This is a genomic window from Mangrovicoccus sp. HB161399, assembly GCF_013184745.1.
Lineage (GTDB): Bacteria > Pseudomonadota > Alphaproteobacteria > Rhodobacterales > Rhodobacteraceae > Mangrovicoccus.
Genome location: NZ_JAATVU010000006.1, coordinates 76951 through 98993 on the forward strand (window position 1 = coordinate 76951; position 22043 = coordinate 98993).

The window sequence follows — 22043 nt, forward strand, 5'->3', positions numbered from 1 at the left end:
TTACTGCGCCGCGATGGTTGCCGGCTTGACGATGTCGCGGACGGCCTGCGCGAGGATCGCGTAGCCTTCGCGGAAGGTCTCGTTGGGGGTGGTCAGCGGCGCGAGCACCTTGACCACTTCGTCATTCGGGCCCGAGGTTTCGATCACCAGGCCCAGCTCGAAGGCGCGGGCGCAGATTTCCGAGGCCAGCTCGCCCGAGCCGACATCGATGCCCTGCATGAGGCCGCGGCCCTTGAGATAGGCGCCCGGGATCATCTCGGCGATCTCGCTCAGCGCGGTGGTCATCATCACCGCCTTGCCGGCCAGCTCGCGCTGGAAGCTGCCGTCGGACCAGAACTTCTCGATCGCGACGCGGGCCGTCACGAAGGCATGGGTGTTGCCGCGGAAGGTGCCGTTGTGCTCGGCCGGGCCGAAGACGTCGTGCTCGGGGCGGATCAGCACCATCGCGAAGGGCAGGCCGAAGCCCGAGGCCGATTTCGCCATGGTGACGATGTCGGGCTGCACGTCCATCTCCTCGAAGGAGAAGAAGGTCCCGGTGCGGCCGCAGCCCGCCTGGATGTCGTCGACGATGAAGAGCGCGCCGTTGTCATGGGCGATCTTGGCGACCCGCTCGACGAATTCGCGCGACGCGGCGTTGAGGCCGCCCTCGCCCTGCACGGTCTCCATCATGATGGCCGCGGGGGCGTCGATGCCGCCCGACGGGTCGGCCAGCATCTGCTCGAGCAGCGCCGCGGAGTCCACGCCTTCGGCATAGCTGTCGTAGGGCATGCGGGTGACGCCGTGCTTGTCGATGCCCGCGCCACCGCGGTGGTAGCCGTTGCCGGTCGCCGCCAGCGCGCCCATGGTCACGCCATGGAAGCCGTTGGTGAAGGCGACGATGTTGGTGCGGCCGGTGACCTTGCGCGCCAGCTTCATCGCGGCCTCGACGGCATTGGCGCCGGTCGGGCCGGTGAACATCACCTTGTGGTCCATGCCGCGCGGGCCGAGGATGTGGTCCTCGAAGGCGCGAAGGAAGCCGCCCTTGGCATCGGTGTGCAGGTCGAGCCCGTGGGCGATGCCGTCGCCGGCGATGTGCTCGATCAGCGCGGCCTTCATGTCCGGGTCGTTATGCCCGTAGTTCAGCGACGAACAGCCCGCGAGGAAGTCGATGTAGCGGTTGCCGTCGACATCGAACATTTCGCTGCCGCGGGCCTCGGTGAAGAGCTTGGAGAAGCCGCGGCAATACGAGCGGGCCTCGCTCTCGCGGCGTTTGAAGATGGAAATCGGCTGTGCCATGTCCTTGGCCATGGGGGATGCTCCTTTCGGGAGAAATTCTTGGGGAGGGTGCGAGGACGAGCGGAGGCTCAGGCGGCTGCGTTCAGCGCCGCCTCTTCCGCCTCGTTCTTCAGCGTGATCGTCACCATGTGCTCGGTGTCGTGCGCGCCGCCGAAGTGGTCGTCCTCGAGGAAATGGGGCTCGTCGTCGAGTTCGCCGCCGATCTCGCGCGCGAAGCTGCGGAACAGGCCCCAGGAGGCGTCGTTGTCCTCGGTGATCGTCGTCTTCAGGACTTCCGCGTCGTCGAGCTCCTCGCGCTCGGTCAGGTGGCGCAGCATCTGCTTGCCGAGGCCGAGGCCGCGGGCCTTGGGGCTCACGGCAACCTGCCAGACGAAGAACGCATCCTGCGCAGGGATGAGATGTCCTGAAATCCAACCCAGGATTTGCCCGTCCTCTTCCGCCACGACGCAGGTGTCGCGGAAATGATCGGCCTGGATCAGGTTACAATACATCGAATTCTCGTCGAGCGGCTTGCAGCTGCGGACGAGTTCCCAGATGGCGGAGCCATCGGTGCTTTCGGGCTTCCTCATGGTGACCATGCGCGATCGGGCCATCTGGCGGGTGTCGCTGACAATGTCTTTGGGCATGTGCCTCTCCCTCGTTGTTTCCTTTGAAAGTCTAACTAATGGATCTACGTGAAAGTTTCAAGAACGACGGAAAAAAACGCAAAAAACTTCCATTGCCCCGGAAAATTCAATGAAATAAGGGGCTTTTCGTATCGCGGCGGACAGGAAGAGTCCGTAGCTAGACTAAGGAGTTCAGATGATACTTAGCCAATTGAAGGAGTCTGCGGCTTATGGCAGATTCTCCGCCATGTCCGGACCCGACCTGAACCGCACCGATGCCAGCCTGATCGCGCTGCGCCGAATCCTCCGCGCGACGGAGCTCTACTCGCGCGATCTCGCGCATGCGGCCGGGCTGACGCCCGCGCAGCTGAGGGTCCTGCAGATCACGGTGATGAAGGGCGGATCGACGACGCCCAAGGCGCTGGCCACGCAGATGGGGGTCAGCCAGGCGACGGTGACGGCGCTGGTAGACCGGCTGGTGGCGCGCGGAATGGTGGGGCGCGAGCGGTCGGAAACCGACCGGCGGCAGACCAACGTGGTGATTTCCGACCGCGGCCAGGCGGCGGTGGAAGAAGCCCCCGACGCGCTGCAGCAGCGCTATGTCCGCGCGTTCGAGGAGCTCAAGGACTGGGAGCAGGCGCAGCTCCTGGCCTCGCTGGAGCGGGTCGCGGACATGCTCGATGCGACCGAGATGGATGCCTCGCCGGTGCTGACGACCGGCGAGATCAAGGGCCACTGGCGCAGCGGCAGCTGAGGCTGCCTCCGTTCAGGAGGCCTGGCGCTCGGCGTGGAGCACCACTGACATGCCCGGCGCGAGGCGATCGGCCCCGTCCTGGCCCGGATCGATTTCCACCTTCACCGGCAGGCGCTGCGCAATCTTGGTGAAGTTCCCGGTGGCGGTCGAATTGCCAAGAACGCTGTATTCGGAGGCGGTGGCCGGCGAGAACACCGCGACATGGCCGGTGAAGGCCCGGTCGTGCAGCGCGTCGACGGTGAAGCGCACCTGCTGGCCCTGCGCCAGGTCGGCAAGCTCGCGCTCCTTGACGTTGGCGATCACCCAGACCTGCGGCGCGACATGCGACATCAGCGAGGCGCCGGCGGTGACGTACTGCCCCGTCTTGACCCCGATCTGGCCGAGCTGGCCGTCGCGCGGGGCGCGGATCACGGTATGCTCCAGATCGATCTTCGCCAGTTCGACCGCGGCCTGCGCCGAGGCGAGATCGGCCTTCAGCGTGTCGGTCTGGACCTTGGCCGCGGCCACGTCCTCGCGGGCGACATCGACATTGCTCTGCGCCTCGGTCAGCGCTGCTTCGGCCTGGTGCAGCGACAGCTGGCTGTCATCTGCATCGGACTGGGACAGGAAGCCCTTGGCCTTCAGCTTGTCCTGCCGGTTCCATGCGGCCTGGGCGGTGTCGAGCGCGGCTTTCGCGGCCTGGGCGGCGGCCTTGCGGGATTCCAGCACAGCCTGGGCGGAGTTGATGTCCTGGGCGTTCGATTTCAGCGCGCCCGCGGCGCTTTCCAGCGCGGCCTGCGCCTGGGCCAGCGTCTGGGTCGCGGTGCGGTCGTCGAGCTTCACCAGCACGTCGCCGGCCTTCACGGTCTGGAAGTCGTTGACCGGGACCTCGGTGACATAGCCGGCGATCTGCGGCGAGATCGTGGTGACGGAGCCGCGGACATAGGCGTTCTCGGTGCGGATCTCGTGGCCGCCGAAAGGCGGCAGCTGCCAGGCATAGAGCACGGTGCCGACGCCGAGCAGGCCGATCAGCACCACCAGCAAGGTGGGGATATGGTGTTTCAGGACAGTCATCTTCTCAACCTCATTCTGCCGCCGGGGCCGCGGGGGCCATCCGGTCGCGCAGGGCATTGCGGGCGACATGCAGGACCAGCACGGCGAGCGCGCCGAGGGCCAGTGCCGCGGTAAGGGCGAATACGTCGTTATAGGCGGCCACGGTGGCCTGGCGGCTGACATCGCCGGCCAGCGTCGAAAGGGCCTCGGCCTTGCGCTGCACCGGGTCGGTCAGGGTCCCGGCCAGGCTGGCGGCCAGGTCGGCGACCCTCTGGGCCACCTGCGGGTCGCCGGACATCAGCTGGTCCCTCATCAGGTCGGCATGCGCCGTGGTGCGGGCCGCAACGAAGGTGCGGAACAGCCCCGATCCGATCGTGCCGCCGAGGATCTGGGTCGACAGGAACAGGATGATGAAGCTCAGCAGGTAGGTCGGCCCGCGCTGCAGAGCCGTCAGCAGGCCCGAGGCCATGGCCGGCGGCAGGAACAGCGCGGCGGCGAAGCCGATGATTGCCTGGCTCGCCATGAACTGGTCCGGCGCCACGTCGACGGCGCTGCGCGAGTCCATCCAGGAGCCGAGCGCGATCATCGACAGGGCAACGACATGGATGGCCGGCACGCGGGAGGGCTGCAGCACGAAGCAGCAGACGACGCCCCCGGCCACGGTCGCCGCCGAGATCACCCAGAACAGCGGCGCGATCTGCTCCGGCGCGTAGTTGAGCGCCTGGAACAGCCCCGGCGCGCCGGCCGCCTGCTCCGACAGGATGATCCGGAAGATCAGCAGCGCCGCGGTCAGGTGGATCATCTCGGGCGTCATAAGCCAGCGCAGGTCGAGCAGGGGCTCCTTGCGGTGCAGCTCGATCACCGCGGCCAGCCCGAGGGCGGCGATGGACCCGGCCAGTGCGACGCCCATCCACGGGGTCGCCGTCCACCAGTAGGTGTAGCCGGTGGTGAAGCAGGCGACGAACCCGCCGAAGGCGGCCGCGATCAGCGCGAAGCTGACGAGGTCGAGCCCCTTGATCATCTTCACCCGCTCGGCCGTGGCCAGCGGCAGCTTGTAGACCAGCCAGAGCGCGATCATCGACATGCCGAGCTTCAGCAGGAGCACGTTGTTCCAGCTGCCGTCGGTCATCAGCCAGGGGCTGATCGCCCGCGCCAGCGGCGTGCCGAGCGAAATGAAGGTCAGCGCCAGCGGCAGCCCGACCTGCAGCTTCTTGGCGGGCGGCAGCGGCTCCAGCATGTACATGAAGGCCAGCGTGGAAAGCGGCGCGGCGGAGATGCCGGACAGCAGCTCCACCACCAGCGCGGAATGCAGGTCGGCAGTGAACAGGCTCAGCAGCGCCACCGCGACGTAGAGCGCGATGGAGACCTCGGCAAAGCGGCGCAGCCCGTACTGGAAGCGGATCTTGATCAGCATCAGCGGCAGCGAGGCGCGCGGGGCGACGAAGGCCACCATCAGCCACATCGTGTCGGACTGGGTCGCTCCCAGCTCGCCCGCCAGCTGGCGGATGTTGGCGGAGAGGAACCCCTGCCCCAGCGACTGCGACAGCGCGATGAAGACCGAGGCCAGCATGTAGCCGAGCGCCACCAGCGGCGGTTTCGGCACGAAGGGCGGGCGCGGCATGGCGGGCGCGGGCGGCGCCTCCTGCGCCTCCGGCTCCGGCACGTCCGTGTCCTGCGCCCTCAGCTGCTGCGATCCGTCGGCCATTTACTCCATCCCGTCCAGGTTCTTCTGGATGCGCCGGATCACGTCCAGCGTCCGTTCCAAGTCTTCGGGGGAAATGCCGCGATAGACCTCGCGGCGCAGGTCCTCGGTGAAGCCCACGACCTGCTCGGCCTGGCCGCGCGCCTTCGGCGTCAGGAACAGCCTGCGAATCCGCTTGTCGGCCTCGCAGGAGCGGCGCTCGATCAGCTCCTGCTCCTCCAGGTGGTCGAGCGTTCGGTTCATCGACGGCGTGCTGATGTCCAGGAGATCGGCCAGCTCCGCCTGGGTGAGCCCTTCGGAGCGCGCGATGTGCAGGAGCGCCTGGGCGCGGGAATAGGTCATGTCGAGCGCGACGGCACGGGCGTTGAACCGCTTGCGCACGCCGCGCACCAGCCCGATCAACTCGGGCAGGAACTCCTTGTGGATCGGCAATGTCATCGTCCGCGCCTTTCGTTACCCTACTAATCGTTAGCTAGGTATCATTTTGGCGGGGGACTTCAACCCCGGCGGCCCTGCATCCGCTGCATGGCGGGAATTCGGGAACTGCCTCAGCCTGCCGGGAGGGGCGGCATCTCGGTCAGCGGGGAAATCGTTTCGGTGCCGAGATCGACCGACCAGGAGAACCGGGTCTGGTAGCGGATCACGACGGTGTAGTCCGGTCCCAGCACGTCCTGCGCGACCTGACGGAAGGGCGTGTCGCGCAGCCGCTTCGGCAGAAGCTCCTCGGCCGTGGCGAGCCGCTCCTGCGCCTCGGCGGGCAGGTCGACCAGCGCCCAGATCTCGGCGCGGCGGGTCTCGGCATCGACATCGACGCGCAGGATCTCCATCGGCACAGGCCCGGCCCATCGCTGCGCGGCCTCGGCCAGCGCGGTTTCGGTGCCGGTTTCGAGGTAGCGGAAGAGCGTCGCCGAAAAGAGCGGGATGAAGACCGCCGCGAGGAAGGCCAGCGTGGCGCCGATCCCGAAGGTGAAGCGCAGCCGCCGCCGCTCGGACCGGAGCAGCGAGCGCCCGGCGCCGGAGGCGATGTAGACCATGCAGGCGGAGAAGATGATCGCGCCGAAATTGGTGGCGAAGAGAAGCACCGCCTCGAAGGCAGCGCTGTGCTGGCCGTAATAGAGCAGGATGCCCGCGGCCGAGAGCGGCGGCACCAGCGAGACGCCGATCGCCGCGCCGGGCAGCAGGCTGGCCTCGGAACGGTTGATCTGCACGTAGGCCCCGGCCACGCCGGCCGCGAGCGCGATCACCAGATCCTCGGCACCGGGATCGGTCCGGCTGAGGACTTCATGCGGCAGCAGGATGCCGCGCGGCACGTCCGAGAGGAAGACGATGGCCCACGCCACGCCCACGGCACAGGCCGCCGCGGCCCAGACCACCAGGAGCAGCCAGCCCGCGCGGCCGACCCAGCCCATGGTGATGGCGGCGGCGATGCCGAGGATCGGCGTCATCAGCGGCGCGACCAGCATGGCGGCGATGATCACCGCGCCGGAATCGCGCAGCAGCCCCATCGTCGCGATGATCACGGCAAGCGACAGGAGCATGGCGAAGCGCTGCCAGTAGGCGCGCTCGTCGAGCCCTTCGAAACGGAGGATTTCCCGCGCGGTGGCGAATTTTCCCAAGGTCATGGCCATCATCCCGAAGGCCCCTTCCGGGGGCCTCTGCGGGATGACGATCTGCCGGAACGGACCCTGCGTCAATCCGTCTCGTGCGGCTGGGATTTCCGCGGCGCGGCCGGGCCTTCCGGCCCCGCCGTCAGGCCCCGGCCTTCAGCTTCAGCGAGCCGGGCCCCGGGATCTCTATATTGATCTCGAGCGCGGAGATGTCCTTGTCGCGGTCGATCTTGACCTCGACATTGTCCTGGCTGACCGAGAGGTGGCGCTGGACCACCTCCAGGATCTCCTTCTGGAGCATCGGCAGGTAGTCCGGGCTTTCCCCGTCGGCCCGCTCATGAGCCAGGAGGATCTGCAGCCGCTCCTTGGCGGTTTCCGCGGACTTGTTCCGTCTTGGTCTGAGCGAAAAGCTGAACATGGCCTACCCCGTCTTGCCCAGGAGCCGCTGGAAGAAGCCCGGCTTCTCCTCTCCGTCATAGCGCATCTCGCGCTCTTCCCCGTCGAGCCGCGCCACCGCGTCCTCGTAGGCCTTGCCCGCCGCCGATTTCTCGTCCAGCACCACCGGCATGCCGATGTTGGAGGCCTTGAGCACGGTCTGGCTTTCCGGGATGATGCCGATCAGCGGGATCGCCAGGATCTCCAGCACGTCCTCGACATTGAGCATCTCGCCGCGGGCGACCCGGTCCTTGTCGTAGCGGGTCAGCAGCAGGTGCGTCTTGACCTCGACGCCTTCCTCGGCGTGGCGGGTCTTGGACTGCAGCAGGCCGAGCACCCGGTCGCTGTCGCGCACCGAGGAGACTTCCGGGTTCGTCACGACGATCGCCTCGTCGGCGAAGTACATCGCCAGATGCGCGCCGCGCTCGATGCCCGCGGGGCTGTCGCAGACGATGTAGTCGAACTCTTCCTTGAGCTCGTTGAGCACCTGCTCCACGCCTTCCAGAGACAGCGCGTCCTTGTCGCGGGTCTGCGAGGTCGGCAGCACGAAGAGGTTTTCCAGCCGCTTGTCCTTGATCAGCGCCTGCTTCAGCTTCGCGTCGCCCTGGATCACGTTGATGAAGTCGAAGACCACGCGGCGTTCGCAGCCCATGATCATGTCGAGGTTGCGCAGCCCGACATCGAAGTCGATCACGACGGTCTTGTAGCCGCGGAGCGCTAGCCCCGCGCCGATGGCGGCCGAGGAGGTGGTCTTGCCCACACCGCCCTTGCCGGAAGTGACAACGATGATCTTGGCCACGGATGATCCCTTCTCGCTCATGCTATTTCAGCGCGTCCACGCGCAGCTTGTCGTTTTCAAGAAAGACCTGCACGGGCTTCTTCAGATGCTCCCGGGCATAGTCGTCATAGGTCAGGTAGAGCCCGGCGACGGCGACCAGGTCGGCATCGAGGCTCTGGCAGAAGATGCGCGCCGAGGTGTCGCCGTTGACGCCGGCCAGCGCCCGGCCGCGAAGCGTGCCGTAGACATGGATGTTCCCGGCGGCGACCAGCTCGGCCCCGTTCGAGACCGAGGAGACGACCACCAGGTCGCCGCGGTCGGCATAGATCTTCTGGCCCGAGCGCACCGGCTCCGTCACGATCACGGCAGAGGGCTTGGCGGCGGGCGGCGGGGCTTCCTCGGCCGCGGCGGCCCCGGACTTCGCCTTGCGCTCCGCGACCATGCGCTCTGCCTCGCGGCGCTGGGTCTCGACCCGGTCGAGCGGCGCGTCGCGCCCGCCCGGCAGCGGCAGCAGCCCGGCGCGCTTGGCGATCTCGGTCTGTTCCGGAGTGCCGTTCTGGACGCCGAAGACCGACAGCTTGCGCCGCTTCAGCGCCTCGATCATCTGGGTCAGCGCCTCGCCCTTCAGCGCGGCCCCGACTTCGCCCAGATCGATCACGAAGGGCGCGTGGTCGAAGAAATGCGGCATCCGCATCAATTCTGCATCCAGCGCCTTGTAGAAATCCTGGTCCGCGTTGCCGGCAAGCCGGAGCGCGACGGCCGTGAAGAACCGGCCCCTGATCTGGAATGGCTTTACCGTCGCGACTGGGTCGGCGGCGGTGGTGTCCGATGTGAGTGAATTCACGCCCGATCCGATGCCTGTGTTTGTGCTGCCTGAATGCGCCTGTCTGATGCGGCGCTTTCCGGAAACGCTAGCGCATTTGCCATCCCCGGTCCATCGGGAATGACGCAAAATAGGCACAGGCAGCGGCAGTCTGCCACGATATCGTGTGGTCGGCACGGGATGTTGGAAGGGGAAGCCGCTGTTTCTGAACGGAAAGGCGCGGACAACCGCTGATAGGCGGGTCCGCGCCGGACTGCAAGCGGATTGGGCATCGCGCCAAGGTGATTTCCCGGCGCGGCGCCCGTGGCGCGACTCAGGCGTCGCGTTCCATGATCGGCACCACCGCCGGATGGGCGACGAAGCGCCACTTGCGCAGCGGCCCGGCCATGACGTTGAGGTAGTACATCTCGAACCCGTAGGGCGCGCCGCAGGGATGGTGGCCGCGCGGCACCAGCACCACGTCGCCGTCGGCAACCGCCATGGTCTCGTCCAGCAGCCCGTCCTCGGTATAGACGCGCTGGATGCCGAACCCGTCGCCTGGGTTGATCCGGTGGTAGTAGGTCTCCTCCAGATAGGTGATCCGGGGGAAGTCGTCCTCGTCATGGCGGTGGCTGGGATAGCTCGACCAGTGGCCCGCCGGGGTGAAGACCTCGGTCACCAGCAGGCTGTCGCAGTAATCCTCGTTCTCCATCGCGATGTTGTTGATGTGGCGGGTGTTGGTGCCCTTGCCGCGGGTGGTCAGGCTGATGCCGTCCGGCCCGATCCGGCGCGCCTCGTGGCCGCCCATGCCGGGCGCGGCGCAGACCGCGATGGTGCAGTCGGTCTCGGCGGTGGCCTGCCACTCCTTGCCGTTGGGGATGTAGAGGCAGTGCGGCGGCGTCTTCTCGAAGACGTTCATCCGCTCGCCGAGCACGCCCCAGTCCTGGCCCGCGCCGGTGAAGGCGGCCTTGCCCTCGACCATGACGAGGATGACCTCGTTCGATCCGGTCGCCTCGCCGGCGGTCTCGCCCGGGCGCAGCTTGTAGAGGGAGAAGCCGACATAGCGCCAGCGGGCGCTTTCGGGCGTGATCTGGTGCACCTTGCCATGGGTGCCGAAGGGCTTGCAGAGAAGGTCGCTCATGGGTCGTCTCTCGGGTCGAAGGTCACGAAGAAGCCGTAGCCGCAATAGATCCCGATCGCGGCCGTGATGAAGGCCCAGACCGGATTGCCCATCGCCGCCTCGAACACAGCCCAGCCGAGGCAGAAGGCGGTGACGAGCACGCGCCGCCACAGCGGACGGAAGAACGGGTGATTCAGGTCGAACATGGGTGATCAGTAGCGGGTTGCGTGACCTGTTGGAAGAAAAGGGACGGCGCCAGTGGGGGAGGATCGGGAGAAGCCGGCGCCGTCCTGGAGTGTTCGGGGGACTCCCGCCGGGCCCCGCCCGGGGGAGGGGCCGCGGGGAGGGGGCGGCCCCCTCCCCGCTTGCCCGTCAGTTGAGGACGCGCTGGTTCAGGGCGTTCTCGATATAGGTGTCGCGGGCCTTTTCCAGCCGCTCCGGACCGCCGACCTGCGGCACGGCCACGTCCCACCAGGCGCCGCCGCCATTCTCGCCCGGGCCCGGACGGGCATCGGTGTCGATGACGATGACGGTGGGGATGTCGCGGGTCTTGGCCTCGACGAGCTTCGCCTCCAGGTCGGCGATGTCCGCCGCCTTGACCGCGAAGGCCCCCATCGATCCGGCATGGGCCACGTAGTCGATCTCGGGCTGCACCTCGACGTTGCAGTCCTTGTACATGTTGTTGAACTCTGCCCCGCCGCATACTTGCTGCAGGCGGTTGATGCAGCCGTAGCCGCGGTTGTCGGTCAGCACCACGGTGAAGGGGATGCGCCGCATCACCGCCGTGGCCAGTTCCGCATTCGCCATCATGTACGACCCGTCGCCGACGAAGCAGACCACGTCGCGCTCGGGCGTCGCCAGCTTGATGCCCATCGCGCCCGCAACTTCGTAGCCCATGCAGGAATAGCCGTATTCCATGTGGTAGCCGCCCTGGCTGGGCTGCCACAGCAGCTTCAGCGCGCCCGGCATCGTGCCCGCCGCGCACATGGCGACGGTGGCCTCGGAACTCGTGCGCTGCACGGCGCCGATGACCTCGGCGTCGATCGGCAGCTCGCCCTTCGGCCGCTTGCGGTCGCGGCAATGGTCGTCGACTTTGGCCAGCCATGCGGTGCGCGCCGCCGGGTCGAAGGCCGTGGCCTTGTAGTCCCCGAGCGCTTCGGACAACAGCCCGAGCGTCACCTTGGCATCGCCGACAAGGCTCGTCGCACCGTGCTTGGCCGCGTCATAGCCGTGGATGTTGAGGCTGACGAACTTAACGTCCGGGTTCTTGAACAGCGCCCGGGAACCGGTGGTGAAGTCCTGGAACCGCGTGCCGACGCCGATCACGACATCTGCGTCCACCGAAACGGCGTTGGAGCTTTCCGCGCCGTCGACGCCGGAGGCGCCGAAATTCATCGGGTGGCTCTGCGCCAGCGCCGACTTGCCGGCCTGGGTCTCTGCCACCGGAATGCCGTGGCGGGTGGCGAACTCGCCCAGCTCGGTTTCGGCCTGCGAATAGACCACGCCGCCGCCGGCGATGATGACCGGGTTCTTCGCCGATGCGATCAGTTCCGCGACCTCGGCCAGCTCGCGCGCATCGGGCTGCGGCCGGCGGATGTGCCAGACCTTGGGCTCGAAGAAGGCCACCGGATAGTCGAAGGCCTCGGCCTGCACGTCCTGGCAGAAGGCCAGCGTTGCCGGGCCGCAATTCGCCGGATCGGTCATGACGCGGAGCGCCCGCGGCAGCGCGGTCAGGATATGCTCCGGCCGGGTGATGCGGTCGTAATAGCGGCTGACAGGCCGCAGGCAGTCATTGGCGGACACGGTGCCGTCGTCGAAATCCTCGACCTGCTGCAGCACCGGATCGGGTCGACGGTTGGCAAACACGTCGCCCGCGATGATCAGCAGCGGCAGCCGGTTGACATGCGCCAGCGCCGCGGCCGTCACCAGGTTGGTGGAGCCCGGCCCGATCGACGAGGTCACCGCCTGCGCGCGGGTGCGCTTCTTCGCCTTGGCATAGGCGATGGCGGCATGTGCCATCGTCTGCTCGTTCTGGCCGCGCCAGGTCGGGAAGGCCGGGCCGATGCCGTGCAGCGCCTCGCCGAGACCGGCCACGTTGCCATGCCCGAAGATCGCCCAGATGCCCTCGACGAAACGCTCGCCCCCTTCGGTCATCTGCACCGACAGCCAGCGCACCATCGCCTGGGCTGCGGTCAGCCGGATCGTCTGACCCATGTCCGTTCCTCCGTCGCGCATGTCCTGCGCCAGTTCGTTGTCCTTCGGGCTCATTCTGCAGCCTCTTTCGTCGCAGCGGCGCGCGCGCCGTCCCAGACCTGGCAAAGGCGCGTGTAGCGCTCCGCCATCTGGGCGATGGCCGCCTCGTCGGTCATCTCGCCCTTCATCCAGGCCCGGGCGGCGTCGCCGAAGATCGTGCGGCCGACGGCGAAACCCTTGACCAGATCGAAGCTTGCGGCAACCTCGAAGCTCGCGGCCAGCTCGGCCTCCGGAGCGTCGAGGCCGAGAACCACGATGCCGCGGGTATTCGGGTCGTTGCGCTCGATCGCCTCGACGGCATTGGCCCAGGCAGCCGAGGTCTTCAGCGGCTCCAGCTTCCACCAGTCGGGATAGACGCCGATGTCGTAGAATTGCTGGATCAGCGTGGCCGTAGTCATGTCATCGGTCGGCGCAACCTTGGAGGGGATGATCTCCAGCAGGAATTCCAGGTTGTTGCGGCGCGCGGCGGTGTAGAGGCGCTTGACCCGCTCTTCCTGCAGTGCCCGCGTTTCGGCGGTGTCCTCGGGGTGGCAGAAGACCAGCAGCTTCACCACGTTCTCCCGCGCCCATTCGCGGAACTGGCCGAGATCGGGGCCCAGCTCCGGCTCGAACTCGATCGGGCGCGATCCCGGAAGCTCGGTGGGACGGCCGATCCAGAGGCCGGTGCCGGAGGCGGCATGCAGCGCCTTGCGGCCGATGCGGTTGTCGCAGAGGATGCCGTAGCCCGGCTGGCCGCCCTGCACCTGCAGCGCCGCCTTCAGGCAGAGCTCCTTGAACTCCCCGCCCTTCGCCAGCGTGTAGCCGTCCATCTCCTCCAGCTGCAGCCGGTGGTCGAAGGCAAAGGTGCGCACGTTCGACCAGTCGCCCTTGCGGTTGGTTGCCCAGTGGACCTGCTCCAGCTCGGCGTCATTGCGCAGATCCGGGCGGACGATGCCGCGGCCGAGGAAGAATTCCAGCTCCTTCAGCGACGGATAGGCCGGGGTGCAGCCGTGGCGGCTGACCGCGAAGGCACCGCAGGCATTGGCGTATTTCAGCGCGGTCGGCCAGTCCTCGTCATCCATCCAGCCCTTGAGAAGGCCGGAGAAGAAGCCGTCGCCGGCGCCCAGCACGTTGAACACCTCGATCGGGAAGCCCGGGCCGGCCTCGCCCTCGTCGAGCGTCGCGGGAATCTCGCCGGTGATCGCGACCGCGCCCTGTGCGCCGCGCTTGCAGACCAGCGTGGCGCCCGACACCTTGCGGACCGCCGTCAGTGCCTCGATCGTGTCGGTCGAACCGCCGGCAATGTGGAATTCTTCCTCGGTGCCGACGATCAGGTCGAAGTAGTGCAGGCTCGACTGCAGCTTGGCGGTGACCTCGGCGCTTTCGACGAAGCGGCTCTCGCCGTCGCCATGGCCGGCCACGCCCCAGAGGTTGGGGCGGTAGTCGATGTCGAGCGCGGTGCGCAGGCCGTGCTTGCGGGCCAGCTCCAGCGCCTTCAGCGTCGCCGCCTCGACCTTCGGGTGGCTCAGATGGGTGCCGGTGGCGACGACCGCGCGGGCCGAGGCGATGAAGTCCTCGTCGATATCGTCGACGGTCAGGCTCATGTCGGCGCAATTCTCGCGGTAGAAGATCAGCGGGAACTGGTCCTCGTCGCGGATGCCCAGCAGAACCAGCGCGGTCAGGCGCTCGGGGTCGGTGATCACGCCGGTGGTGTCGACGCCCTCGCGCTGCAGCTGCTCGCGGATGAAGCGGCCCATGTGCTCGTCGCCGACCTTGGTGATGACCGCCGAGCGCAGGCCCAGACGCGAGGTGCCGCAGGCGATGTTGGTCGGCGAGCCGCCGATGTACTTGTCGAAGGAGCCCATGTCTTCCAGGCGCCCGCCGATCTGCGTTCCGTAGAGATCGACCGAGCTGCGGCCGATGGTGATGACATCCAGCGTCTTCATGTCATGCCTCATTCCATGGGGGAGCACGCGACCGGTCCCGCCTCGCATGCGGGTCCGTGTCCTGTTCCTCCCCAGGCCGCGGGGCGCGGCCTCTCCTCGAAATGGAATAAACATTCCATGCGGGATAAAATCAACTCCAAAATTCCATTGTCACGCAGAATTCCGCCGCGTGCCAACCGAGACCGCCAGCGCAATCGCCAGCGAAAGCGTTGCCGAAAGCGCGCGAAAGGCCCCGAAATCGGCCTCAGCGACAAGCAGCGGCAGGATGCCGGGGCGGGCGAAGGGGCCGTCGGCGCGGTCGGTGATCGCCACCACGGGCAGCCCGGCTGCGGCGGCCGATTCGGCCATGGCAACGGTTTCCGGCGTGTAGGGAGCGAAGGTCACAACCAGCAGCGCGTCTCCCGCGCGCATCGCGTGGCGGTGGTCCAGCCGCCCGGTCTGGTCATGCAGCATGGCCGGGATCTGCATCTTCTCGAAGGCATAGGCCAGGTAGGCGGCAACCGGAAAGGCGCGGCGCAGCCCGGCAAGATGGATCACCCCTGCCCCGGTCAGGACCCGGACGGCGGCTTCCAGCGCGGCCGGTTCGATGCTTCCGGCCAGGTTTTCAAGGGAAGACCGGCCGGATTCGATGAACTCCGCCAGCAGAGCCGAGGGGCTGTCCCGCCCTTCTTCGCGCAGCAGTTCCAGCCGGGTGGAATAATCCGGCAGGCCGGGGCTGTAGGCCTCGCGGAACATCCGCTGCATTTCGGAAAAGCCGGAGAATCCCAGGACCTGGCAGAACCGCATCATCGCCGAGGGGGCAACCCCGGCGCCTTCGGCCAGCTGCGCCACGGTGGAGACGGCAATGCGGTCGACATTGCGTTCGAGATAGCCGGCGCAGTCGCGCATCCGCCGCGGCAGCGAAGGGCCGAGTTCGCGCAGCCGCTCCTGAAATTCCTCGACGCTCTGCGGCGCCGGTACCGCCCCTGTTTCGCTGGCCATCCTGCCTCCCTCGCTACGCGCTCCACCAGTCCGGAAATCTGGAACAAAAATTCCAAGTTTGCAACATCCGGTTGCACCCTGCACCACGCCGCTCGACAGAACCGCATCCATGCGGGATGCTTTGCGGCAGTTTCACGCGGCGACATCCATGGCTCAGCCCTTTCGCAAATCCACCAGCATGACGCTCGACCGCGGCGTGCCAGACGAAGCGAAGGCGCTGGGATCAACCTCCCGCAGGCCACTGGGCAAGGGCTGCAGGCAGCGATCCGGGCGGAACGCGCGCGGCTGTGGAAACAGGAAATGCAGGCGCTGCCGCGGATTGCAATGCGATGACCGAGGAGCGCGGCGTGCCGCTCGCAGCGTTCCGGAAATTCTGGGATTGCGGCCAGCACGGTTTCTGCCGGCCTCCCGGCAGGCCGTTCGCCGTCATCCTGAAAAGCGACCTGCTCGACGGGCTGGCCATCCGCGTCGTGGCGCCGCTGATCCCAGCCGGACAGGTGAAACGGGTGCTGCGCGGGCTCAATCCGGCCGTCTCTCTGCCCGAGGGGAGCTCCTGCTGATGCCGCAGCTCGCCGCGACGCTGGCGCTCGGCGAGCTTGGCGCGCACGGGCGCGGCCCCGCCGCCATGAGGGACGAGATCACCCGTGCGGCCGATGCGCTGCTGTCGGGCATCTGACCGGCCCGCCGCAACGGGCCGGACGAGGCGTCAGACGATGCCGCCGCCGGTGACGGCCGATTTCGGCCGGGTTTCCGAAACCTTGGCGCGGTAGCCCGACTGGCGGAAGGTCGCGACCGGATCGATCGCCCCGCCCGCTTCCAGCCGAGCCATGGCGAGGATCGGCTCGACATCGGTCCGGAACCCGGCCTTCAGCGTCGCCGTCGCCATCAGGGCGTCGTTTTCCTCCTGGAAGCCTTCCAGCGCCGCCCGGTCGACCAGCAGCGCCTGCGCATAGGCGCGCTGGATCTCCATGGCCGAGGCCATCAGGCTCTCGATCGGGTCGGTGACGTTGTGGCTCTGGTCGATCATGTGCTCGAGCGACAGGCCCGGCTTGTCCTCGGCATCCACCAGTTCGTTGAAGACGAGGAACAGCCGGTAGGGCTCGACCGATCCGCTGTCGAGATCGTCATCGCCGTATTTCGAGTCGTTGAAATGGAAGCCGCCGAGCTTGCCGAACTGGATCAGCCGGGCGACGATCATCTCGATATTCACGTTCGGCGCGTGGTGGCCCAGATCGACGAGGCAGTAGGCCTTGTCGCCCAGCTCCTTCGAGATCAGGTAGCTGGTGCCCCAGTCCTGCACGACGGTGGAGTAGAAGGCCGGCTCGTAGATCTTGTGCTCGGAATAGATGCGCCAGTCGTCCGGCAGCTTCGCGTACACGTCCTTCATCGAGGCGAGATAGCGCTCGAACTGGCGGGTCATGTTCGACTGGCCGGGGAAGTTGGAGCCGTCGCCGATCCAGACCGTCAGGGATTTCGAACCGATCTCGCGGCCGATCTCGATGGTCTCGATATTGTGCTCCACCGCCTGCGCGCGGGTCGCCGGATCGGTGTGGGAGAGCGAGCCGAACTTGTAGCTGTGCTTCTGCCCTTCCTGGTCCTGGAAGGTATTGGAATTCATGGAGGCAAAGCCCAGCCCGTGCTCCTCGGCCTTCGCCTTCAGATCCGCCGCGGGCGCCTTGTCCCACGGGATGTGCAGCGACACGTCGGGCGTGGCCGCCGTCAGCTTGTGGATCACGCCGCAATCGTCGAGCTTGTCGAAGATGTGGCGCGGCTCGCCTGCGCCCGGGAAGCGGGCGAAGCGCGTGCCGCCGGTGCCGGTGCCCCAGGAGGGCACGGCCACGCCGAATTTCGCGACCTTGGCCTTCACCGCCTCGATGTCTATGCCGCGGCGGGCCAGATGCGCGCCGAGCGCCTCGTAATCCGCGCGGAGCCCGTCGGCGGCCTTGTCGTTGGCCGCCTCGATGATGCTCTTGTCGATCATGGTGGTTACCTCGGGAAGCTCTGCTGGTTGCCGGCATCCACGTTCAGGATGTTGCCCGTCGACTTTGCCGATTTCTCGGAGGCAAAGAAATAGGCGGCCTCGGCGATGTCCTCGGGCAGCACGTTCCGCTTCAGCATGGAGCGGTTGCGGTACATCTCCTCGAGGCCTTCCTTGTCGGTCTTGTAGGTGGAGGCGCGCTGCTCCAGCCACTCGCCTTCCCAGATCTTCGAGCCGCGCAGCACCGCGTCCGGGTTGACCACGTTGACGCGGATCCCCGCCTCTGCGCCTTCCAGCGCCAGGCAGCGGGCCAGATGGATTTCCGACGCCTTCGCCGTGCAATAGGCCGAGGCATTCGGGCTTGCCGCGAGGCCGTTCTTCGAGGCCACGAAGACGATCGAGCCGCCCATGCCCTGGGTGCGCATCAGCTTGAACGCCGCGCGGGAGACGAGGAAGTACCCGGTCGACAGGATCGACATGTTCTTGTTCCACAGCTCCAGAGAGGTTTCCTCGACCGGGGCCGAAGACGCGATGCCGGCATTCGACACCAGGATGTCGATCCCGCCATATTCCACCGTCGCATCGGCATAGGCCGCATCCACCGCCGCTTCGTCGGTGACGTTCATCACCACGGTGCGGACCACGTCGCGGGAGTATTTCCCGGCCAGCGCCTCCAGCGTGGTCTCCAGCGCGTCGGCATTGATGTCGGCCAGCACCACGCAGGCGCCTTCGGACAGGTAGCGTTCCGCCGTCGCGGCGCCGATGCCGCCGGCGCCGCCGGTGACCAGCGCGACCTTGCCGGCCAGCGATTTCGGCTTCGGCATGCGCTGCAGCTTGGCCTCTTCGAGCAGCCAGTACTCGATGTCGAAGGCTTCCTGCTCGGGCAGGCCGCAATATTCCGACACGGTGGAGGCGCCGCGCATCACGTTGATCGCGTTGACATAGAACTCGCCCGAGATCCGCGCGGTGGCCTTGTCCTTGGCGAAGGTGATCATGCCGACGCCGGGCACCAGATAGACGACTGCGTTCGGGTCGCGCAGGGCGGGCGAATCGTCATGCTTGCAGCGGTCGTAATAGGCCGCGTAGCCGTCGCGATAGGCTTCGACCTGCGCAGGCAGACCGGCCAGAACCTCGTCCAGGTTCCCCTTGGCCGGCTCGAAATCGACGACCAGCGGGCAGATCTTGGTGCGCAGGAAATGGTCCGGGCAGGAAGTGCCGAGGGCGGCCAGCGGGCGCAGCTCCGCCGAGTTGACGAATTCCAGGACGGTTTCGCTGTCGTTGAAATGGCCGACCATCGGCTGCAGGCCCGAGACCATGCCGCGGATCGCGGGCATCAGGCTTGCCGCAACCTTGCGGCGTTCGTCCTTGGCGAGGCTTTCGCAGACCGCACCGCCGAAGATCGTCTTGCCCGCCGTCTCCTCCTCGAAGAAGGCGATGGCCTTGTTGATGATCTCCAGCGTCAGCTCGTAGCAGTCCTTGGCGTCATCCGCCCAGGTGAAGAGCCCGTGCGATTCGAGCACGACGCCCTTGGCATCCGGGTTCTCCAGGCAGAATTTCTCCAGCCACAGGCCCAGCTCGTAGCCCGGCTTCTTCCAGGGCAGCCAGCCGATCTCGCCGCCGAAGATGCGCTGCGTCAGCTCCTTCGAATTCTTCGAGGCAGCGATCGCGATGATCGCGTCCGGGTGCATGTGGTCGACGTGTTTCTTCGGGACGTAGGCATGCAGCGGCGTGTCGATCGAGGCGGCGCGAGGGTTCAGGTTGAAGGTGCAGTGCGGCAGGTAGCCGACCATCTCGTCTTCGAATGCGACGCCGCGGTACTTGCCCTTCAGCGCGCGCAGCTTCTCCATGTAGAGCGTGGCGAAGCCGTCCATCTTGATCGAGCCGACATCGCCGCCCGAGCCCTTGACCCACAGCACTTCGGCCTCTTCGCCGGTCAGCGGGTCGGGCTGCATCACCTTCGCCGAGGTATTGCCGCCGCCGTAATTGGTGATGCGCTTGTCGCTGCCCAGCAGGTTCGAGCGGTAGAGCAGCTTTTCCGGCTCGGACATGGCCTTGGCGCGGCCGTCGTCCCAGAGCGACGCAAGCCGCGGATTCGCGATGAGCATTGGAGATCCTCCCTCTCCTCCGGTATCCCCGGAGCATGAACGTCTGCGCCAACGCTGCCGCAAGATGGCAGCCTCTGTCAATCATTTTCAATCATATCTAATCATTTTGCAGCTGCAGCATGATCGGTATGACAGTTTATGATTGACAGTGATCGAATCTAGCCGCAATCTCGGATGCAAGGGAGGACCAGGATGCACGAGAAGGAACGCCACAGGATCATACTGTCCGCGGTGCAGGACCGCCCGGTCGTGACCGTGGCAGAAATCTGTGCCCTGACAGGTGCTTCCGAGGCAACGATCCGCCGGGACATCGCTGCATTGCACATGCAGAAGAAGCTGCGCCGCGTCCGCGGCGGGGCCGAGGCACTCAATCCAAACCAGTTTCCCGGCCTTGCAGGACGGCCGTTCTCGGTCAATGAAATGATCAGGATCGAGCAGAAGCGTGCAATCGCGCGCGCTGCGGTCGATCTCTGCGATGACGGCGATCCGATCATCATCAACGGAGGCACGACCACCTTCCAGATGGTGCATCCGCTGGCCTCGCGCCGGATGCAGATCTTCACCAACAGCTTCCCGATCGCGGAGCACCTGCTGAAGAACTCGAAGAACACGATCATGCTGTCCGGCGGCGCGATCTACCGCGAGCAGAACATCATCCTGTCGCCCTTCGAGAACGACGTGACCAAGAATTTCTACGCCCGCCGCATGTTCATGGGCGCGCAGGGCATCGGGCCGCTCGGGCTGATGGAGGCCGATCCTCTGCTGATCCAGGCAGAGCAGAAGCTGATCGGCCAGGCCGACGAGCTGGTCGTGCTGGTCGACAGCTCGAAATTCGACAACCGTTCCTCGCTGGTCCTGTGCCCGCTGGAACGGATCGACACGCTGGTCACCGACGAGGGGATTTCGGACCGCGCCGCCGCCATGCTGGAGGCCGCCGACATCAACGTCATCGTTGCAACCGCCACCGGCACCCGCGAGGAGGCCGCGTCATGAGCGAACGCGTGATCCTTTGCTATGGCGACTCGAACACCCATGGGACCTCGGCCATTGCAGATGACGGCACCTGGTTCCGCTATGGCACGGGGACCCGCTGGCCCCTGCGTCTGGCCGACCTTCTGGGACCCGGATACCGGGTGATCGAAGAGGGCCTGCCCGGGCGCACCACCTGTCTCGACGATCCGTTCGAGGGCGAATTCATGAACGGGCTGCGCGTGCTGCCCGCGGTGCTCCGGACCCACAAGCCGGTCGACCTGGTGGTGCTGATGCTCGGCACAAACGACCTGAAGACCCGCTTCTCCGTCACCGCCGCCGACATCGCCAAGGGCGTGGCGCGGCTGATCACCGAAATCCGCAGCCACCAGGCAGGGCCGGTCGGGACCGATCCGGACATCCTGGTCGTCGCGCCCGCGCCGATCACCGAAACCGGCGTGCCCGCCCCGCACATGGTGGGCGGCGCCGAGAAATCGCGCGGGCTGGCCCCGGCCATGGCGTCCATCGCCGCCGCCAATGGCGCGCTCTTCTACGATGCCGGGCTGGTGGCGGACACCGATCCGCAGGACGGGATCCACCTGACCGCAGAGGCACATGCGCGGCTTGCTGAGGGGCTTGCCGCGGAAATCCGGGAGTGGGGCGGAACGCCCTGACCAAGATACCAAAGGGAGGAAACACATGAAACTGTCTGCAAAGCTGCTGGCCACCGCCGCCGCCTTCGGCCTGATGGCCGGAACCGCCTCGGCCGAGGAGATGCGCATCGCGCTGGTCGTCAAGGCGCTCGGCATCGGCTTCTTCGAGGCCGCCGCGAAGGGCGCCGAAGAGGCCGCGCAGGAGCTCGGCGATGTCGAGGTCATCTACACGGGGCCGACCGACACCACCGCCGAGGGCCAGATCGAGGTGATCAACTCGCTGATCGCCCAGAAGGTCGACGCGATCGCGATCTCCGCCAATGACACCGACGCGCTGGTGCCGACGCTGCAGAAGGCGATGAAGCGCGGCATCACCGTGATCTCGTGGGATTCCGGCGTGGCGCCGGAAGGCCGCCAGATGCACCTGAACCCGTCCTCCAACCCGCTGATCGGCAACATGATCATCAAGCTCGCAGCGGACAACCTGCCCGAGGGCGGCGACGTTGCGGTGCTGTCGGCGACCACCACCTCCACGAACCAGAACATCTGGATCGACGAAATGAAGAAGGTGATGCCGAACTATCCGGGCATCAACCTGGTCGCGACCGTCTACGGCGACGACCTCGCCGACAAGTCCTACCGCGAGGCGCAGGGCCTGATGCAGTCCTACCCGGATCTCGACGCGATCATCGCGCCGACTTCGGTCGGCATCGTGGCGGCGGCGCAGGCCGTGGCGGATGCGGGCAAGATCGGCCAGGTCAACGTCACCGGCCTGGGCCTGCCCTCCGAGATGGCCGGCGCCATCGAGTCCGGCGCGTCCAAGAGCTTCGCCATCTGGAACCCGATCGACCTCGGCTATGCCGCGACCATGATCGCCTACAACCTCGCCAAGGGCGATGACGAGGCCGCGCCGGGCGCGACCATCGGCATGGGCCGTCTCGGCGAGGTGACGCTGGACGAAACCAATTCCGGCGCGATGGCCGATCCCTTCGTCTACGACAGCTCGAACATCGAAGAGTTCAAGAGCATCTTCTGATCCCCGTCTCCTCCAAGAGCGGGATGCGCGGGG

At 66.8% G+C, this 22043-nt stretch carries 21 protein-coding genes; 5 read left to right on the plus strand and 16 right to left on the minus strand.

The genetic code is table 11. The features are described 5' to 3' along the window. Window positions 1–1287 carry a diaminobutyrate--2-oxoglutarate transaminase gene (gene ectB / locus HCC78_RS04830; RefSeq protein WP_172327611.1) on the minus strand — a complete coding sequence of 429 codons (1287 nt, stop codon included), beginning with the start codon at window positions 1285–1287 and terminating at the stop codon, window positions 1–3. Between the two features lie 56 nt (window positions 1288–1343). Next, window positions 1344–1901 carry a diaminobutyrate acetyltransferase gene (gene ectA, locus HCC78_RS04835; protein ID WP_172327612.1) on the minus strand — a complete coding sequence of 186 codons (558 nt, stop codon included), beginning with the start codon at window positions 1899–1901 and terminating at the stop codon, window positions 1344–1346. A 226-nt stretch (window positions 1902–2127) separates the two neighbouring features. Between ectA and HCC78_RS04840 the strand changes: the two genes are divergently transcribed. Then, on the plus strand, window positions 2128–2634 hold the full coding sequence (locus HCC78_RS04840) for a MarR family winged helix-turn-helix transcriptional regulator (RefSeq protein WP_172327613.1): 507 nt from the start codon (window positions 2128–2130) through the stop codon (window positions 2632–2634). Window positions 2635–2646: 12 nt separating this feature from the next. Here the strand turns inward: HCC78_RS04840 and HCC78_RS04845 are convergent, their stop codons facing one another. From HCC78_RS04845 to HCC78_RS04900, 12 genes are all read right to left on the minus strand, one after another. After that, the gene (locus HCC78_RS04845; RefSeq protein ID WP_172327614.1) at window positions 2647–3687 is read right to left on the minus strand and encodes an HlyD family secretion protein; all 1041 of its coding nucleotides are present in this window, start codon (window positions 3685–3687) and stop codon (window positions 2647–2649) included. Window positions 3688–3697: 10 nt separating this feature from the next. After that, window positions 3698–5371: an MFS transporter gene (locus HCC78_RS04850; RefSeq protein WP_253949033.1), complete on the minus strand. Its 1674-nt coding sequence runs from the start codon at window positions 5369–5371 to the stop codon at window positions 3698–3700. Beyond that, a complete protein-coding gene (locus HCC78_RS04855) occupies window positions 5372–5806 on the minus strand; it encodes a MarR family winged helix-turn-helix transcriptional regulator (RefSeq protein ID WP_172327615.1) in 435 nt (144 codons plus the stop codon). 110 nt (window positions 5807–5916) lie between these two features. Next, window positions 5917–6990 (minus strand): DUF389 domain-containing protein, encoded by a 1074-nt coding sequence (locus tag HCC78_RS04860; protein WP_172327616.1) that lies wholly within the window; start codon window positions 6988–6990, stop codon window positions 5917–5919. A gap of 127 nt (window positions 6991–7117) precedes the next feature. Continuing rightward, window positions 7118–7393: a cell division topological specificity factor MinE gene (minE, locus tag HCC78_RS04865; RefSeq protein WP_172327617.1), complete on the minus strand. Its 276-nt coding sequence runs from the start codon at window positions 7391–7393 to the stop codon at window positions 7118–7120. A 3-nt stretch (window positions 7394–7396) separates the two neighbouring features. Beyond that, window positions 7397–8209: a septum site-determining protein MinD gene (minD, locus tag HCC78_RS04870; RefSeq protein WP_172327618.1), complete on the minus strand. Its 813-nt coding sequence runs from the start codon at window positions 8207–8209 to the stop codon at window positions 7397–7399. 22 nt (window positions 8210–8231) lie between these two features. Further along, the gene (gene minC, locus HCC78_RS04875; RefSeq protein WP_172327619.1) at window positions 8232–9032 is read right to left on the minus strand and encodes a septum site-determining protein MinC; all 801 of its coding nucleotides are present in this window, start codon (window positions 9030–9032) and stop codon (window positions 8232–8234) included. A 292-nt stretch (window positions 9033–9324) separates the two neighbouring features. After that, window positions 9325–10131: a 5-deoxy-glucuronate isomerase gene (iolB, locus tag HCC78_RS04880; protein ID WP_172327620.1), complete on the minus strand. Its 807-nt coding sequence runs from the start codon at window positions 10129–10131 to the stop codon at window positions 9325–9327. Continuing rightward, complete coding sequence (locus tag HCC78_RS04885; RefSeq protein WP_172327621.1) at window positions 10128–10316, minus strand: hypothetical protein; 189 nt, start codon at window positions 10314–10316, stop codon at window positions 10128–10130. Before HCC78_RS04885 ends, iolB begins: the two co-directional genes overlap by 4 nt. Before the next feature lie 166 nt (window positions 10317–10482). Continuing rightward, window positions 10483–12324, minus strand: coding sequence for a 3D-(3,5/4)-trihydroxycyclohexane-1,2-dione acylhydrolase (decyclizing) (gene iolD / locus HCC78_RS04890; RefSeq protein WP_172327684.1), 1842 nt, complete (start codon window positions 12322–12324; stop codon window positions 10483–10485). Between the two features lie 50 nt (window positions 12325–12374). Further along, window positions 12375–14288 (minus strand): 5-dehydro-2-deoxygluconokinase, encoded by a 1914-nt coding sequence (iolC, locus tag HCC78_RS04895; RefSeq protein ID WP_172327622.1) that lies wholly within the window; start codon window positions 14286–14288, stop codon window positions 12375–12377. Between the two features lie 150 nt (window positions 14289–14438). Further along, the gene (locus HCC78_RS04900; protein ID WP_172327623.1) at window positions 14439–15269 is read right to left on the minus strand and encodes a MurR/RpiR family transcriptional regulator; all 831 of its coding nucleotides are present in this window, start codon (window positions 15267–15269) and stop codon (window positions 14439–14441) included. 329 nt (window positions 15270–15598) lie between these two features. On the opposite strand from HCC78_RS04900, the gene HCC78_RS04905 reads away from it, so the two are divergent. Beyond that, window positions 15599–15829, plus strand: coding sequence for a CcdB family protein (locus tag HCC78_RS04905; RefSeq protein ID WP_172327624.1), 231 nt, complete (start codon window positions 15599–15601; stop codon window positions 15827–15829). 146 nt (window positions 15830–15975) lie between these two features. On the opposite strand, the gene rhaI is transcribed toward HCC78_RS04905, so the two are convergent. Beyond that, window positions 15976–17250 (minus strand): L-rhamnose catabolism isomerase, encoded by a 1275-nt coding sequence (gene rhaI, locus HCC78_RS04910; protein WP_172327625.1) that lies wholly within the window; start codon window positions 17248–17250, stop codon window positions 15976–15978. Window positions 17251–17255: 5 nt separating this feature from the next. Further along, a complete protein-coding gene (locus HCC78_RS04915) occupies window positions 17256–19352 on the minus strand; it encodes a bifunctional rhamnulose-1-phosphate aldolase/short-chain dehydrogenase (RefSeq protein WP_172327626.1) in 2097 nt (698 codons plus the stop codon). A 192-nt stretch (window positions 19353–19544) separates the two neighbouring features. Between HCC78_RS04915 and HCC78_RS04920 the strand changes: the two genes are divergently transcribed. Genes HCC78_RS04920 through rhaS form a run of 3 tightly spaced genes read left to right on the plus strand, consistent with a single transcriptional unit; the run spans window position 19545 to window position 22010 of the window. After that, window positions 19545–20345: a DeoR/GlpR family DNA-binding transcription regulator gene (locus tag HCC78_RS04920; protein ID WP_172327627.1), complete on the plus strand. Its 801-nt coding sequence runs from the start codon at window positions 19545–19547 to the stop codon at window positions 20343–20345. Next, the gene (locus tag HCC78_RS04925; protein ID WP_172327628.1) at window positions 20342–20995 is read left to right on the plus strand and encodes an SGNH/GDSL hydrolase family protein; all 654 of its coding nucleotides are present in this window, start codon (window positions 20342–20344) and stop codon (window positions 20993–20995) included. The genes HCC78_RS04920 and HCC78_RS04925 overlap by 4 nt, the downstream gene beginning before the upstream one ends. A 25-nt stretch (window positions 20996–21020) precedes the next feature. Next, window positions 21021–22010 (plus strand): rhamnose ABC transporter substrate-binding protein, encoded by a 990-nt coding sequence (gene rhaS / locus HCC78_RS04930; RefSeq protein WP_172327629.1) that lies wholly within the window; start codon window positions 21021–21023, stop codon window positions 22008–22010. Window positions 22011–22043: the final 33 nt, after the last annotated feature.

Excerpts from the sequence above, each read along its gene's own strand:
- ectB (WP_172327611.1), bottom strand. The coding sequence starts at position 1,287 with ATGGCCAAGGACATGGCACAGCCGATTTCCATCTTCAAACGCCGCGAG.
- ectA (WP_172327612.1), bottom strand. The coding sequence starts at position 1,901 with ATGCCCAAAGACATTGTCAGCGACACCCGCCAGATGGCCCGATCGCGC.
- HCC78_RS04840 (WP_172327613.1), top strand. The coding sequence starts at position 2,128 with ATGTCCGGACCCGACCTGAACCGCACCGATGCCAGCCTGATCGCGCTG.
- HCC78_RS04845 (WP_172327614.1), bottom strand. The coding sequence starts at position 3,687 with ATGACTGTCCTGAAACACCATATCCCCACCTTGCTGGTGGTGCTGATC.
- HCC78_RS04850 (WP_253949033.1), bottom strand. The coding sequence starts at position 5,371 with ATGGCCGACGGATCGCAGCAGCTGAGGGCGCAGGACACGGACGTGCCG.
- HCC78_RS04855 (WP_172327615.1), bottom strand. The coding sequence starts at position 5,806 with ATGACATTGCCGATCCACAAGGAGTTCCTGCCCGAGTTGATCGGGCTG.
- HCC78_RS04860 (WP_172327616.1), bottom strand. The coding sequence starts at position 6,990 with ATGACCTTGGGAAAATTCGCCACCGCGCGGGAAATCCTCCGTTTCGAA.
- minE (WP_172327617.1), bottom strand. The coding sequence starts at position 7,393 with ATGTTCAGCTTTTCGCTCAGACCAAGACGGAACAAGTCCGCGGAAACC.
- iolB (WP_172327620.1), bottom strand. The coding sequence starts at position 10,131 with ATGAGCGACCTTCTCTGCAAGCCCTTCGGCACCCATGGCAAGGTGCAC.
- HCC78_RS04885 (WP_172327621.1), bottom strand. The coding sequence starts at position 10,316 with ATGTTCGACCTGAATCACCCGTTCTTCCGTCCGCTGTGGCGGCGCGTG.
- iolD (WP_172327684.1), bottom strand. The coding sequence starts at position 12,324 with ATGGGTCAGACGATCCGGCTGACCGCAGCCCAGGCGATGGTGCGCTGG.
- iolC (WP_172327622.1), bottom strand. The coding sequence starts at position 14,288 with ATGAAGACGCTGGATGTCATCACCATCGGCCGCAGCTCGGTCGATCTC.
- HCC78_RS04900 (WP_172327623.1), bottom strand. The coding sequence starts at position 15,269 with ATGGCCAGCGAAACAGGGGCGGTACCGGCGCCGCAGAGCGTCGAGGAA.
- HCC78_RS04905 (WP_172327624.1), top strand. The coding sequence starts at position 15,599 with ATGACCGAGGAGCGCGGCGTGCCGCTCGCAGCGTTCCGGAAATTCTGG.
- rhaI (WP_172327625.1), bottom strand. The coding sequence starts at position 17,250 with ATGATCGACAAGAGCATCATCGAGGCGGCCAACGACAAGGCCGCCGAC.
- HCC78_RS04915 (WP_172327626.1), bottom strand. The coding sequence starts at position 19,352 with ATGCTCATCGCGAATCCGCGGCTTGCGTCGCTCTGGGACGACGGCCGC.
- HCC78_RS04920 (WP_172327627.1), top strand. The coding sequence starts at position 19,545 with ATGCACGAGAAGGAACGCCACAGGATCATACTGTCCGCGGTGCAGGAC.
- HCC78_RS04925 (WP_172327628.1), top strand. The coding sequence starts at position 20,342 with ATGAGCGAACGCGTGATCCTTTGCTATGGCGACTCGAACACCCATGGG.
- rhaS (WP_172327629.1), top strand. The coding sequence starts at position 21,021 with ATGAAACTGTCTGCAAAGCTGCTGGCCACCGCCGCCGCCTTCGGCCTG.